The following is a 13,323-nucleotide window of genomic DNA, read 5'->3' as shown; positions in this document are numbered from 1 at the left end:
TTGGTGAGGATGTGACGTAGGTGGTCCCCGCACGGTGTGTTGGACGCTTCCGCCGTCACCTCGGTTCTGTGACGTCGGCCCCACGGCCGGAGCCGTGCACGGCGGTGGGCGGACCCGCTGTTTGCGGATACGCTACCCGCCCGACCTGAGGGAGCCGGAACAGCCCGCAGGCTGAGACCGGACCGGTACCGACCGGGCGGGTCCCATTGTGACAAAGGACCGACCGGGTCGGTACGGAATCCGGTGTGATCCGGGGAGCGGCCTACCGGTCCAGGGCCGCCTTCATCAGGGCCTTGGCGATCGGCGCCGCCAGCCCGCCGCCGCTGATCTGGTCCCGCTCGCTGGAGCCGTCCTCGACCACCACCGCGACCGCGACCTGCCGGCCGTCGGGCGCCTTGGCGTAGGACATGAACCAGGCGAACGGCAGCCCGGCGTTGTTCTCGCCGTGCTGCGCGGTGCCGGTCTTGCCGCCCACCTTCAGGCCGTCGATCTGGGCCTTCGTGCCGGTGCCGTTCTGCACCACGCTCTCCATCAGCTGCTGGAGCTTCTGCGCGGTGGCCGGGCTGACCGCCTGGCTGAGCTGGCGCTCGGTGTGCTTGGAGATGGTGGTGAGGTTCGACGCCCGCTCCTCGTCCACCAGGTACGGGGTCATCAGCCGGCCGTCGTTGGCGATCGCCGCGGCGACCATCGCCATCTGCAGCGGGGTGGCCCGGGTGTCGTGCTGGCCGATCGAGTCCATCGCGGTGCCGTCGGCGCTGGACTTCGACGGGAAGAACGACTCCGAGGCCCGGATCGGGACGTTGATGCCGGGGTTGTTGAAGCCGAACCGCTCGGCCTGGGTGCGCATCTTCTCGCCGCCCAGATCGGCGCCGATCTTGCCGAAGACGGTGTTGCAGGAGTAGTCCATCGCGACCTTGACGGTGGCGTTGGCGCACGGCTCGTCGTCCGAGGCGTTCTTCAGCTCGACGTTGGTGTTCGGCAGCACGTAGTGCTGCGGGGTGTCGGTGACGTCCCCGATGTTCTGGTAGCGGCCGTTCTCGAACGCGGCCGCCGCGGTGACCAGCTTGAAGGTCGAGCCGGGCGGGTAGGTCTCGCGCAGCGCCCGGTTGAGCATCGGCTTGTTCGGGTCGGAGTTGAGCTCCTTCCACGCCTTCTCGTCCTCCGCGCCGGTGCCCGCGAAGCGGCCCGGGTCGTAGGACGGCGTGGAGACCAGCGCCAGGATCGCCCCGGTGCGCGGGTCGATCGCGACCGCGGCGCCCTTCTTGTTGCCCAGCGCGTCGTACGCCGCCTTCTGCGCCTTGGCGTTCAGGGTGGTGACCACGTCGCCGCCCTGCTTCTCCTTGCCGGTCAGCATGTCCAGGGTGTTCCGGAAGAACAGCCGGGAGTCGGAGCCGGACAGGATGCCGTCGGAGAGCGACTCCAGCTGGCTGGTGCCGAAGGCCTGCGAGGAGTAGCCGGTGACCGGGGCCCACAGCGCGCCGTCCACCCAGGAGCGCTTGTACTTGTAGCGGTACCCGTTGACGAACTCGGACTTGGTGACCGGCTGGCCGCCCGCCGCGATGATGTTGCCGCGCGGGTAGGCGTACCGGTCGTACTTGTTCCGGTCGTTGTGCGAGTTGCCCGCCCACGCCTCGGCCTGGACGCCCTGCACCCAGTTGACCCGGACCAGCAGGGCCAGCACCAGGACCAGGCAGAAGATCGAGACCCGTCGGATCGGCTTGTTCACGCGAGGGCTCCCCGGGTCTGTTCGGTCGCGCCGTCCACGGCGGTGGTGGGGGCCGGTTCGGCGGCCGGCCGGCGGGCGCTGTCGCTGATCTTCAGCAGGATGGCGATCAGGGCCCAGTTGGCGACCAGTGAGGAACCGCCCTGGGCCAGGAAGGGCATGGTCATACCGGTCAGCGGGATCAGCCCGGTGACGCCGCCGGCCACCACGAAGACCTGGAGCGCGAAGGCGGAGGACAGGCCGACCGCGAGCAGCTTGCCGAACGGGTCGCGGGCCGCGATCGCGGTGCGCAGGCCGCGCTGCACGATCAGGCCGTAGAGCAGGAAGATCGCCATCAGCCCGGTCAGCCCGAGCTCCTCGCCGAACGAGCCGAGGATGAAGTCGCTCTTGGCGGCGAACTGGATCAGCCAGGACCGGCCCTGGCCGAGCCCGGTGCCGGTGGTGCCGCCGGAGCCGAAGGCCATCAGGGTCTGGCCGATCTGCTCGGTGGACCCCTTCGGCGGGGACGGGGCGAACGCGGCCATCGGGTCCAGCCAGGCGTCGATCCGGGTCTTCACGTGCGGTTCGGAGGTGGCCACCAGGGCCGCGCCGCTGATCGACATCAGCAGGCCGAAGACGATCCAGCTGGTCCGCTCGGTGGCGACGTAGAGCATCACCACGAACAGGCCGAAGAACAGGAAGGAGGTGCCGAGGTCGGTCTCGAACACCAGGATCATGATCGACAGCAGCCAGACCACGATGATCGGCCCCAGGTCGCGCCCGCGCGGCAGGTACATCCCCATGAAGCGGCGGCTGGCCAGCGCCAGCGCGTCCCGCTTGACCATCAGGTAGCCGGCGAAGAACACGGTCAGGATGATCTTGGCGAACTCGCCCGGCTGGATCGAGAAGGAGCCGAACCGGATCCAGATCTTGGCACCGAAGTCCTCGGCCCGGCTCGGGAAGAAGGCCGGGGCGGCCAGCAGCACCAGGGCCAGCACCATCGAGATGTAGGTGTAGCGCTGGAGGATCCGGTGGTCCTTGAGCACGATCACCACGCCGATGAACAGCGCCACCCCGAGCCCCGACCACATCAACTGGTTCGAGGCCGCAGGGAAGTTGTTCCTGAGCAGGCTGCCGGCCTTGTCGAGCCGCCAGATCATCACCAGCCCGAGGCCGTTCAGCAGCGTCGCCAGCGGCAGCAGCAGCGGGTCCGCGTACGGCGCGAACCGGCGCAGCACCAGGTGTGCGACCAGGGCGAGCACGCCCATGCCGAGGCCGTAGCCGAGCATGCCGGACGGCAGCTTGCCGTCCATCGCCAGCCCGACGTTGGCGTACGCCAGCATCGGCACCACCACCGCGAAGGCCAGCAGCACCAGCTCGGTGTTGCGGCGGTTGGGGGCGCCCTGGGGGGTGATGGTGGTGTTCTCCCGACGCCTTCGGCGTGGTTCCTCACCACCGGTCTGACTACTGCTCAGGTCAAAGGTGCTCACGTGACGGCCGCTCCCCGACGGCGTGGGACCAGCTGGAGGTCGGTGTCGCTACTGGGTCGGGCAGGAGGTGGCCAGCTTCTGTTCCTGCTCGTTCAGGGTCGGTGCGGTGCCGGGCGGCGTGGCGGCCACCTTCTTGCAGACGGCCACCTGCTCGCCCAGCTGCTTCACCTGGTCCTCGGCGTCGGTCAGGCTGGTGGCCTGGATGGTCTTGGTGACCTGGGTCCGCTGGTAGGCGGGCAGGAACTTGAGCTCGACCTCGCCGTGCTGACGGTAGACCGAGGAGAGGTCGAGCCCGGCCAGGTTCTGGTTGATGCCGCGGTAGACCGCGACCGAGTCGCCGTCCGCGCCCACGTAGTACTGGCTCTGGGTCCAGCGCCAGCCGAAGTACCCCGCGCCGCCGAGCAGCCCGACCAGCACCAGCAGGGCGACCGAGAGCTTGAGCCAGCGGCGCTTGCGGCGCGGCTCCTCCTCGAACTCGTCGTAGTCCTGCTGCGCGGCGTAGCCCTCGGCGGGGCCGAAGCCGGACTGGTAGCCGTCGGCCGGGCCGAAGGCGCCCTGCGGGGCGGCCGGCCGGCCCAGGCCGGCCGCGCGGCCGGCCGGGGTGTTCAGGATCGCCTGGTCGGTGGCGGACGGCGGGGTGTCGGCCACCGCGCCCACCACCACCGGGACGTCGGCCAGGCCGCCGCTGAGCAGGTCGGTGGCGCCGACGTCGAGCACGTCCGCCACCACGCAGGTGATGTTGTCCGGGCCGCCGCCGCGCAGCGCCAGCTGGATCAGCTCCTGGACGGTCTGCTCGGGGGAGTAGAAGCTCCCGAGCGTCTCCTCCAGGGTCTGGTGGCTGACCGGGCCTGACAGGCCGTCGGAACAGATCAGGTAGCGGTCGCCGGCCCGGACCTCACGGATCGACAGGTCGGGCTCGACCTGGCCGCGGCCGTCCAGCGCGCGCATCAGCAGGGAGCGCTGCGGGTGGGTCTCGGCCTCCTCCGGGGTGATCCGGCCCTCGTCCACCAGCCGCTGCACCCAGGTGTGGTCCTGGGTGATCTGGCTGAGCGAACCGTCCCGCAGCAGGTACGCGCGGGAGTCGCCGATGTGCACCAGGCCCATCCGCTGACCGGTCCACAGCATCGCGGTCAGGGTGCAGCCCATGCCCTCCAGCTGCGGGTCCTCGTCGACCATCTGACGCAGCCGCTCGTTGGCGCCGTGCACCGCGTCGTTCAGCAGGGTGAGCAGGTCGGCGCCGGGCACGTCCTCGTCCAGCCGGACGATCGAACCGAGCACCTCGGAGGAGGCGACCTCGCCGGCCGCCGCCCCGCCCATGCCGTCGGCGACCGCCAACAGCCGCGGGCCGGCGTAGCCGGAGTCCTCGTTCCCCTCCCGGATCAGCCCCTTGTGGGATCCGGCGGCGAAGCGCAGCACGAGACTCATGCGGTCCGGGCCCTCCTTCGGGTGGACGGTGTGCTGTCCCTCATGCGCCGCTACTTCCGCAGTTCGATGACGGTCCTGCCGATTCGGATCGGCATGCCCGGCTGGAGCGGCGTCGGCGTGGTGAGCCGCTGCCGGTCCAGATAGGTGCCGTTGGTGGAGCCTAGATCCTCGACCGTCCACTGCCCAGTCTGATCCGGGTAGATCCTGGCATGACGGGAGGACGCGTAGTCGTCGTCCAGCACGATCGTGGAGTCGTGGGCCCGGCCCAGGGTGATGGTCTGCCCCTGGAGGGCGACCGTCGTCCCGGCCAACGAGCCCTGCAAGACCACGAGTTGGGTCGGGCCGCCACGACGGCGGCCACCCTGGGTGGGCGGACCGGACGCCTGCTGGGGCGGCCTGGCGGCCCCGCCCTGGCCCGCACCGGCGGCCGCCGGCGCGGCCGGGCGGCGGGCGGTGCGCTGGTTCACCTTGGTGCCGAACAGATCACTGCGGATCACCTGCACGGCAACGATGACGAACAGCCACAACACGGCCAGGAAACCCAGCCGCATGACCGTCAAGGTCAGTTCTGACATAACCGCCCGCTCTACCCTTCGACCTGTCGGTAGACGATGGTGGTGCTGCCCAGGACGATCCGTGAGCCGTCGCGGAGCGTAGCGCGCTGGGTGTGCTGTCCGTCCACCACGATGCCGTTGGTCGAGCCGAGGTCGAGCACCATCGCGGGCGTGCCCGGCCGGATCTCGGCGTGCTTGCGGGAGACCCCGGGGTCGTCGATCCGCACGTCGGCCTCGGTGGAGCGGCCGAGCACGCAGGCGTTCCCGGTGATCTGGTGCCGCTGCCCGTTGACCTCGATCCAGCGCCGGGTGGCGGCGCCGCTGTGGCCCGCCCCGGGGAACGGCCGGACGTTGCCGCCCGCCTGAGGGGGCGTCGGAGGCATCGAAGGGGGCGCGACGGGCGGCGGCGGCGCGTACGGGGCCGCGGCGCCCGGCTGCTGCCACGGCGCGCCGGGGGCCGGCGGCGTCGGCGGACGGTCGTACCCGGGCGGCGCACCGGGGACGGCCGCGGGCGGCCCGCCGTACGGCGCGGGCGGCTGCTCGGCGGCCAGCGTGCGGCTGCGCACCCGGTAGAGCCCGGTGTCCAGGTCGTCGGCCTTCTCCAGGCTGACCTGGAGCGGCCCCATGAAGCTGTAGCGCTGCGCCTCGGCGTACTCGCGCACCATCCCGGCCAGCTCGGTGCCGAGCTGGCCCGAGTAGGGGCTGAGCCGCTCGTGGTCGTGCGGGCTGAGCTCGACGATGAAGTCGTTCGGCACCACGGTGCGGTCGCGGTTCCAGATCGTGGCGTTGTTGTCGCACTCGCGCTGGAGCGCGCCCGCGATCTCCACGGGCTGCACCTCGGACTTGAACACCTTGGCGAAGGTGCCGTTCACGAGACCTTCGAGTCGCTGCTCGAACTTCTTCAGTACTCCCACTGGGGCACCCCCTTCCTAGGGCGTTCGATCCGGCCGCTGTTCGGGTCCGTCAGCGGTACTTCCGTGCTGATCGTATCCACGCCCGGGCCATCCGTACGGTTCCCCGGGCACGGCGGGGCGCAAGCCAGGGCTACCCGGAGCGGCCCTCGCTCACCCCTCGCTCACCCGTTCGCCTGCACCCGACCGGCCCCCGGCTGCGGTGCTCGGCCGACTGCCGCGCTCCGGTTGCGGACCGCCGGAGGAAGGGATTCGTAGAGCACCCGCAGGTCGTGCTAATGTTTTCCACGTCGGAAGGGGCAGCCGCAAGGCAGCCGGACGGAAAGCCAGCGAGACTCAGGTCGAGCAAGCCGGAAGAACTTACGGCGACACCCATGCGCGGGTGGCGGAATAGGCAGACGCGCTGGATTCAGGTTCCAGTGCCCGAAAGGGCGTGGGGGTTCAACTCCCCCCTCGCGCACCAGCAAAGGGTGCCTCTCGAAAGAGAGGCACCCTTTCTTGTCGTTCCGCCCGGGTTCGCCCCGGGGAGCGCCGGCCGGTCGTGAACGCCGGTTGGGAACGTCCTCAGCTTCCTCCCAGATCGCGGTGGCATCCTGCTGCCTCCCGCTCTCTGGAGTTCCGATGCCCGCTGCTGTCCTGGCCGGCCGTGCCGCGCGGCGTCTGGTGCGCCGGCTGTGCCGCCTGCCCGTCCGGGTGGTCGCGGCGGGCCGTCGGTGCCCCGGCGGCGACCCGTCGGCCGGGCCGGCTCCCGATCCGGTGGCGCTGACCGAACGACGGCTGCTCGCCCGGCACCCCGGCCTGGTCCGGCACGCCGGTCTGCTGGCCGGGATCCGGGACGACCTGCTCTCCTGGCAGGCCCGTGACGCCGCGCTGGCCGAGGTGGCCGGGGTGCTCGACGGGGCGGGGATCGGGTACGCCCTGGTGCCGGACCCGGGCTACCGGCACCGGCTGGCGATCCGGCCGGGTGACCGCGGGGCCGTCCTGGACGCCTTCGCCGAAGCCTGTGCCGACCGGCCGGTCTACTTCGAACTGCTCGGTCACGGCAAGGAGTTGGGCCTGACCCTGGCCGACGGCCTGGCGGCGGCGGTGGCCGCCGTCGAGGCCGTGCCCGAGCCGGCGGAGCCGTCCGAGCCGTCCGGGCCGGGGGAGCCGGGGGAGCCGGAGATCGAGCGGGTGAAGGGCCTGCGGGTGTTCCGCCCCACCGTGACCACCGGCCGGACCCTGTACTACGGCGCCGACCACGGCTGCGACCTGGAGTTCTGGGACCCGGGTGCCGAGGGCACCGGCGTGGTCGCCGCGATCGCCGAGACACCGTACGGCTGGTGGCTGCCCTCGATGGAGACCTCGGGTCCGGTGCGGATCGCGGGCCGGGACGTCCCGGTGCTCGGGCCGCTGGCCGGCACCTTCCCGGGGGACATCGACCCCCCGGTCGACGCGGTGATCACCTGGGTGGACGACGGCGACCGCCGCTGGCGGCACCGCCGGGCCGAGGCGCTGGCCGCGGCGGGCCCGGACCTCCCGCTGGACGCCGCCGAGCACCGCTACCGCAAGCGGGGCGAACTCCGGTACTGCCTGCGGTCGATCGCCTCCTACGCGCCCTGGATCCGGCAGGTCTTCCTGGTCACCGACGACCAGGTGCCGCCGTGGCTGGACACCGCCCACCCCGGGATCACCGTGGTGCCGCACCGCGAGCTGTTCGCCGACCCGGCCGTGCTGCCGGTCTTCAACTCGCACGCCATCGAGACCCAGCTGCACCGGATACCCGGCCTGGCCGAGCACTTCCTCTACTTCAACGACGACCTCTTCCTCGGCCGCCCGGTCCAGCCGCAGTCCTTCTTCCTGGGCAGCGGCCTGCCCCGGATCCTCCGGAACGACCGGACGGTGCCGCCCGGCGACCGCACCGAGGAGGACAGCGTCTACGCGGCGGCCCAGAAGAACGCCCGGGCCGCGCTGCTGGCGGCCTTCGGCCGGACCTATCCGCAGATCCTCAGCCACTCGCCGCACCCGCTCTCCCGCCGGCTGCTCGCCGAGTCCGCCGAGCGGTTCGCCGCCGGTCTGGCGGAGACCGCCGGGTCGGTGTTCCGGAGCGCCGCCGACCTGCCCCCGGTCACGCTGGCGCTGTACGCCGCGCACGCCACCGGGCGGGCGGTGGACGCCCGGCTGGAGCACTTCTACGCGGCGACCGACCAGCCCGACCAGCTCGGTCGGCTGGCGGAGCTGCTGACGTCCCGTTGGGCCGACACGTTCTGTCTGGCCGACGGGGACGGCCGGGAGATGCCGGCGGAGGAGCAGGGCCGGGTGCTGGCCCAGTTCCTCCGCGCCTACTTCCCGGTGCCCTCCCCGTACGAGCGGCCGGCCCCCGCCCCGGCCTGAGGCCCCGGCGCTACTCCCCCGCCGCGGGCAGCTCGGCCCGGACCAGGAAGCCGCCCTCCGGGGTCGGCTCCGCGACCAGGCCGCCGCCCAGCAGGACCGCCCGCTCGCGCAGCCCGACCAGGCCGTGGCCGCCGCCGGGCAGGGCCTCGGCGGTGTCGGCCGGCCGGGTCGGCGGGCCGTTCCTGACCTCGACCAGCAGGCGGGTGCCCCGGGCGGTCAGCCGGACCGCCACGGCGGCGCCGGGCGCGTGCTTGCTGATGTTGGTGAGCGCCTCCTGGACGGTCCGGAAGGCGGCCCGCTCGACCGCCTCCGGCCAGGGCCGGTCGCCGCTCGCCAGGCTGCTGGTGACGGTCAGTCCGCTGTTCTCGATCAGCCGGGGCAGGTCGGCCAGCCGGGGCTGCGGGGCGAGCGGATCGGTGCCCCGGACCCCGGCCGCGCGCAGCACCCCGACCATCTGCCGCAGCTCCTCCAGGGTGCGGACCGACAGCTCCCTGATGGTCCGTGCGGTGGCCTTGGCGGCCGGGTCGGCGGTGCTCACCTGGAGCGCGCCGGCCTGGATGCTGATCAGGCTGACCTGGTGCGAGACCACGTCGTGCATCTCCCGGGCCAGCCGGGCCCGTTCGGTGCTCAGCACCCGGTCGGCGAGCAGCCGGTTCTCCCGCTGCCGACCCTCGGTCAGTTCGTCCAGCCGGGCGGCCAGTTCGGTCCGGGTCCTGGCCAGCAGGCCGAGCGCGGCGGGCCCGGCGCCGAGCATCACGCACTGGATGGCGTACAGCGCGTTGTCCCGGTCCAGCGCCAGCGGGTGGTCCTCCAACGGCCAGTGGAAGAACTCGACCAGCGCGAAGACGCTGGCGCTGAGCGTGGTGACGCGCAGTCCGGGGCGGTACGCGGCGACCGAGTAGACCGCGGTGATCGGGGCGATCCAGATGTAGTTCACGAAGGTGCCCGGCAGCACCAGCAGCAGGGTCAGCAGCGGGAAGCGGCGGCGCAGCAGCAGCGCCCCGGTGGCTACCCCGGAGAGGGTCAGCTCCCACCAGGAGGAGTTCCTGGCGACCAGCGCGGCGTCCATGGCGGCCAGCAGCACCGGCAGCAGCAGCATCGGCCAGGGCGCGGTCAGCCGGGCCCTGACGGCGGCTCTCATGCCCTCGGCTCGGGCGGGGTCCGGACCAGCCCCGCCCGGTTGGCCAGCACGGCGGCCTGCACCCGGTTGGCGGCACCGAGCTTTCCGAGGATGGCGCTGATGTGGTCCTTGACGGTGCCGGTGCCGAGGAACAGCCGGTCGGCGATCTCGGCGTTCGACAGGCCCTCGCCGAGCAGCGCCAGCACGTCGAGCTCCCGGCCGGTCAGTCCGCGGGTCAGCGCCGCCGCCTCGGCGTCCGGGCCGCCGCCGTCCACGTAGCCGCTGATCACGGTGCGGGTCACGGTCGGCGAGAGCACGCTGCCGCCGGCCGCGAGCACCCGGACGGCGTGCACCAGCTGCTCGGGGGCGGTGTCCTTGAGCATGAAGCCGGCCGCCCCGGCGCGCAGCGCGGTGCCGATGTACTCGTCGGTGTCGAAGGTGGTCAGCATGGCCACCGCCGGGGGGTGCGGCAGGGCGCGCAGCCGGCGCAGCACCGAGATGCCGTCCAGGTCGGGCATCCGGATGTCGAGCAGCACCACGTGCGGACGCAGCAGGGTGACCTTCTCCTCCGCCGACGCACCCGAGCAGTCGCCCACCACCTCCAGGTCGGGGGCCGACCCGACGATCAGGCCCAGGCCGGAGCGGACCAGGATCTCGTCGTCCACGATCAGGACGCGGATCGCCGTCATGGTCTCTCCCTCGGGGTGGTGCGGGCGCTCGGTCTTCTGAGCCTAGGGGCAGGTCGGAGCGGGTGGGACGGCAACCGGTGGGAGAGCACCCCCGCCGATCGGCGGGGGACCGAATCCGCTACCTGGTTCACGTAATTCTCATCCGTGGTGAGCAACCATGGGAATGCGGTGAAGCCGCCCGTCGGCGGTCTCGTGCGGATGCGCCCCCACAACTGATCGTTTGGAATTGAGCTGTGTCCCCCACCGTGAAGCCGGAGCCTCCGACCGCCATCGCCGACGAGCGCCCCGGGGCGGCCGCCCGGCTGCTGGCCCGCTGGCGGCCCAGAGCCGCCCGGGCCACCGTCTGGTACCTGCGCCTGCTGGCCCTGCTGAATCTGGTGGCGGTGCTCGCCGTCCCGTTCCGGGACCAGGTGCAGACGCACAACGAGGGCGAGTTCTTCACCCCCTACCTGATGACCGCCGGGTTGACCTCGGTGGTGCTCTCGCTGCTGCTGGCGGTGGCGATGCGGCGGCGGAAGCGGGCCGCGTGGATCTTCAACACGGTGGTCTCCGGGCTGTTCTTCCTGCTGTACCTGACCGCGATGGTCTGGACGGAGGACAACGTCCGGTTCAACCACCATCCGTTCAACTACTTCTCCACCGTGCTCACCGGGCTGTTCTTCCTGGCCCTGCTGGTCGGGCGCCGGGAGTTCACCTCCAAGGGCGACCGCTCCAACCCGAAGGCGGCGGTGGCGGCCTTCGCCGGCGGCCTGCTGCTGGGCGGCGGGATCGGCGCGCTGCTGGTCGGGATGACCAACACGATCACCGGGGCCGGCTTCGGTGACCGGTTCGGCTACTCGATCGCCCGGATGATCACGCTCCAGCCGACCGAGCACGCCTCCAGCGTGATCTCCGTACCCACCTGGGTGAACGGGTCGATCAACCTGATGAGCGCGGTGCTCTTCCTGCTGGTGATGTACGTGGCGTTCCGCTCGCCGCGCGGCCAGGAGCTGCTGACCCCGCAGGACGAGCTGCAGCTGCGGGAGCTGCTGGAGAAGCAGGGCGAGCGCGACTCGCTCGGCTACTTCGCGCTCCGCCGGGACAAGGCGGTGGTCTTCTCGCCGAGCGGCAAGGCGGCCGTCGCCTACCGGGTGCTCGGCGGTGTCTCGCTGGCCTCCGGCGACCCGATCGGCGACCCGGAGGCGTGGCCCGGCGCGATCGACGCCTGGCTGTCCGAGGCCAGGGAGCACGCCTGGGTCCCGGCCGTGATGGGCGCCTCCGAGGACGCCGGGGTGATCTACGCCCGGCACGGCCTGGACGCGCTCGAACTCGGTGACGAGGCGATCGTCGAGCTGGACGAGTTCTCGCTGGACGGCCGCGCCATGCGGGTGGTCCGCCAGGCGTACAACCGGGTCAAGCGCGCCGGGTACACCGTGCGGGTCCGCCGGCACGAGGACATCCCCGAGGCCGAGATGGCCGAGCTGGTCCACAAGGCCGACCACTGGCGGGACGGCGCCACCGAGCGTGGCTTCTCGATGGCGCTCGGCCGCCTCGGCGACCCGGACGACGGCCGCTGCGTGATGCTGGAGTGCCACGACGCGGAGGGTGAGCTGCGCGCCCTGCTGAGCTTCGTGCCGTGGGGGGCGAACGGGCTGTCGCTGGACCTGATGCGCCGTGAGCGGGACACCGAGAACGGCCTGATGGAGTTCATGGTGATCGAACTCCTCCAGCGCGCCAAGGAGGTCGACCTCGAACGGGTCTCGCTGAACTTCGCGATGTTCCGGTCGGTGTTCGAGCGCGGATCGAAGCTCGGCGCGGGGCCGGTGCTGCGCCTGTGGCGCTCGGTGCTGGGCTTCTTCTCGCGCTGGTGGCAGATCGAGTCCCTCTATCGGGCCAACGCCAAGTACCGGCCGATCTGGGAGCCGCGTTATCTGCTCTTCGAGAAGAGCAGCGAGATTCCGCGCATCGGCATCGCCAGTGCCCGGGCCGAGGGTTTCATCACCGCGCCCAGTCTTCCCGCCCTGTTCCGCCGTCGGCACGCCCGGCCCACCGCCGATTCGGTGGCAGAGGCCGTCCTGCCGGTCCCGGAACGCGGCGGGGAGGGATAGTCCTCCGCCGGGGGGCGGAGGACTTCCCGCCGCTACCTGCCGACCGGGGGATGAATTCAGGGTTCTGTCCCCCTGGAGGATGACCTGGCTTCGGCTCAGGAGCTGATGCGGCCCGTTTATCGGATACCTACTGTTGATGTAGGACACCACGCATTAATGGGTGTACGGGAAATGTGGGAGTGAGAACGGGGACAGCAGTGACGCAGCACGGAGTGCTCAGGCGGGCCGCCGCGGCCGAGTGGGGCGCGATGTTCTCCACCGTCAGGTCGGAGATCGCGCGCAAGCGGTTCGCCGCCGTCCCGCTGGCCACCACCGCCACCCTGCTGGTGCTGCTGTTCAGCATCGTCCAGCACCTGCCCGGCGGGGAGCGCTTCGTCACCCACGTGGGTGTGGTCAAGGCCGGTCTCCCGCTGGACGTCTCGCTGCTGCGCACCCCGCTCTCGCTGTACGTCCCCGCGCTCGACCTGCCGGTCTGGGGCGCGCTGGTGCAGGTCTTCCTGGTCTTCGGCCTGGCCGAGCTGGTGCTCGGCCGCCGGCTGACCCTGGTGGTGGCCTACGCCTGCACGCTGGCGGGCACGCTGTTCGCCCGGGTCGGGGTGGCGATCGGCCCGGACCACCTGTTCGGCTTCCCCGCCTCGGTGGCCCACGTCCGGGACACCGGCCCGTCCGCCGCGGTGGTCGCGCTGGCGATCGTGGTCGCGATCCGCTGCCGGGCCTGGTGGACGGCCGGGCTGGTGGGGGCGCTGATGGTCGCCGAGGCGGTCGTGCTGCCCAACCTGGCCGGGCTGGAGCACGTGGTGGCGCTGCTCACGGCGGTGCTGCTGGCGGCCGCGGTCGAGGTGTTCGGCGACTTCTGGCCGCGGGTGCTGGCGGGGGTCGGTGCCGCCACCTCGGTCGCCACCGAGGCCCGGCGCCACCGGGCGGCCGCTGCGGCCGCCGCGGCCCCGTCCCGGGTCATGGTCTCCTGACCTC

The 13,323-nt window shown here is 72.0% G+C and carries 10 protein-coding genes and 1 tRNA gene; 4 read left to right on the top strand and 7 right to left on the bottom strand.

All coding sequences use genetic code 11. The features are described 5' to 3' along the window. Positions 1 to 262: 262 nt before the first annotated feature. The 5 genes from ACIRPK_RS18965 to ACIRPK_RS18945 all read right to left on the bottom strand — a co-directional run bounded on the left by ACIRPK_RS18965 (position 263) and on the right by ACIRPK_RS18945 (position 6,085). A complete protein-coding gene (locus ACIRPK_RS18965; protein ID WP_403040139.1) occupies positions 263 to 1,726 on the bottom strand; it encodes a peptidoglycan D,D-transpeptidase FtsI family protein in 1,464 nt (487 codons plus the stop codon). Continuing rightward, on the bottom strand, positions 1,723 to 3,177 hold the full coding sequence (locus ACIRPK_RS18960) for an FtsW/RodA/SpoVE family cell cycle protein (RefSeq protein ID WP_403040283.1): 1,455 nt from the start codon (positions 3,175 to 3,177) through the stop codon (positions 1,723 to 1,725). The genes ACIRPK_RS18965 and ACIRPK_RS18960 overlap by 4 nt, the downstream gene beginning before the upstream one ends. Before the next feature lie 63 nt (positions 3,178 to 3,240). Beyond that, on the bottom strand, positions 3,241 to 4,617 hold the full coding sequence (locus ACIRPK_RS18955) for a PP2C family protein-serine/threonine phosphatase (protein ID WP_403040136.1): 1,377 nt from the start codon (positions 4,615 to 4,617) through the stop codon (positions 3,241 to 3,243). A 50-nt stretch (positions 4,618 to 4,667) separates the two neighbouring features. After that, positions 4,668 to 5,192 (bottom strand): FHA domain-containing protein, encoded by a 525-nt coding sequence (locus ACIRPK_RS18950; RefSeq protein ID WP_403040133.1) that lies wholly within the window; start codon positions 5,190 to 5,192, stop codon positions 4,668 to 4,670. 11 nt (positions 5,193 to 5,203) lie between these two features. Next, positions 5,204 to 6,085, bottom strand: coding sequence for an FhaA domain-containing protein (locus ACIRPK_RS18945; protein ID WP_403040130.1), 882 nt, complete (start codon positions 6,083 to 6,085; stop codon positions 5,204 to 5,206). Between the two features lie 373 nt (positions 6,086 to 6,458). Here ACIRPK_RS18945 and ACIRPK_RS18940 point away from each other — a divergent pair. Then, positions 6,459 to 6,545, top strand: a tRNA-Leu gene (locus tag ACIRPK_RS18940). 158 nt (positions 6,546 to 6,703) lie between these two features. Continuing rightward, entirely contained in the window at positions 6,704 to 8,455 is a 1,752-nt protein-coding gene (locus tag ACIRPK_RS18935) for a stealth conserved region 3 domain-containing protein (RefSeq protein WP_403040127.1), read from the top strand. Between the two features lie 10 nt (positions 8,456 to 8,465). On the opposite strand, the gene ACIRPK_RS18930 is transcribed toward ACIRPK_RS18935, so the two are convergent. Both ACIRPK_RS18930 and ACIRPK_RS18925 read right to left on the bottom strand, forming a co-directional pair. Continuing rightward, positions 8,466 to 9,596 carry a sensor histidine kinase gene (locus ACIRPK_RS18930; protein ID WP_403040124.1) on the bottom strand — a complete coding sequence of 377 codons (1,131 nt, stop codon included), beginning with the start codon at positions 9,594 to 9,596 and terminating at the stop codon, positions 8,466 to 8,468. Next, positions 9,593 to 10,264, bottom strand: a complete 672-nt coding sequence (locus ACIRPK_RS18925) for a response regulator (RefSeq protein ID WP_403040121.1) — start codon at positions 10,262 to 10,264, stop codon at positions 9,593 to 9,595. The genes ACIRPK_RS18930 and ACIRPK_RS18925 overlap by 4 nt, the downstream gene beginning before the upstream one ends. Before the next feature lie 269 nt (positions 10,265 to 10,533). Between ACIRPK_RS18925 and ACIRPK_RS18920 the strand changes: the two genes are divergently transcribed. After that, the gene (locus ACIRPK_RS18920; RefSeq protein WP_403040280.1) at positions 10,534 to 12,351 is read left to right on the top strand and encodes a phosphatidylglycerol lysyltransferase domain-containing protein; all 1,818 of its coding nucleotides are present in this window, start codon (positions 10,534 to 10,536) and stop codon (positions 12,349 to 12,351) included. Between the two features lie 197 nt (positions 12,352 to 12,548). Further along, complete coding sequence (locus tag ACIRPK_RS18915; RefSeq protein ID WP_403040118.1) at positions 12,549 to 13,319, top strand: hypothetical protein; 771 nt, start codon at positions 12,549 to 12,551, stop codon at positions 13,317 to 13,319. The last annotated feature ends 4 nt before the right edge of the window (positions 13,320 to 13,323 follow it).

Source organism: Kitasatospora sp. NPDC101801, assembly GCF_044766665.1.
Taxonomy (GTDB): Bacteria; Actinomycetota; Actinomycetes; order Streptomycetales; family Streptomycetaceae; genus Kitasatospora.
This window is presented reverse-complemented; position numbering and strand designations above follow the sequence as displayed.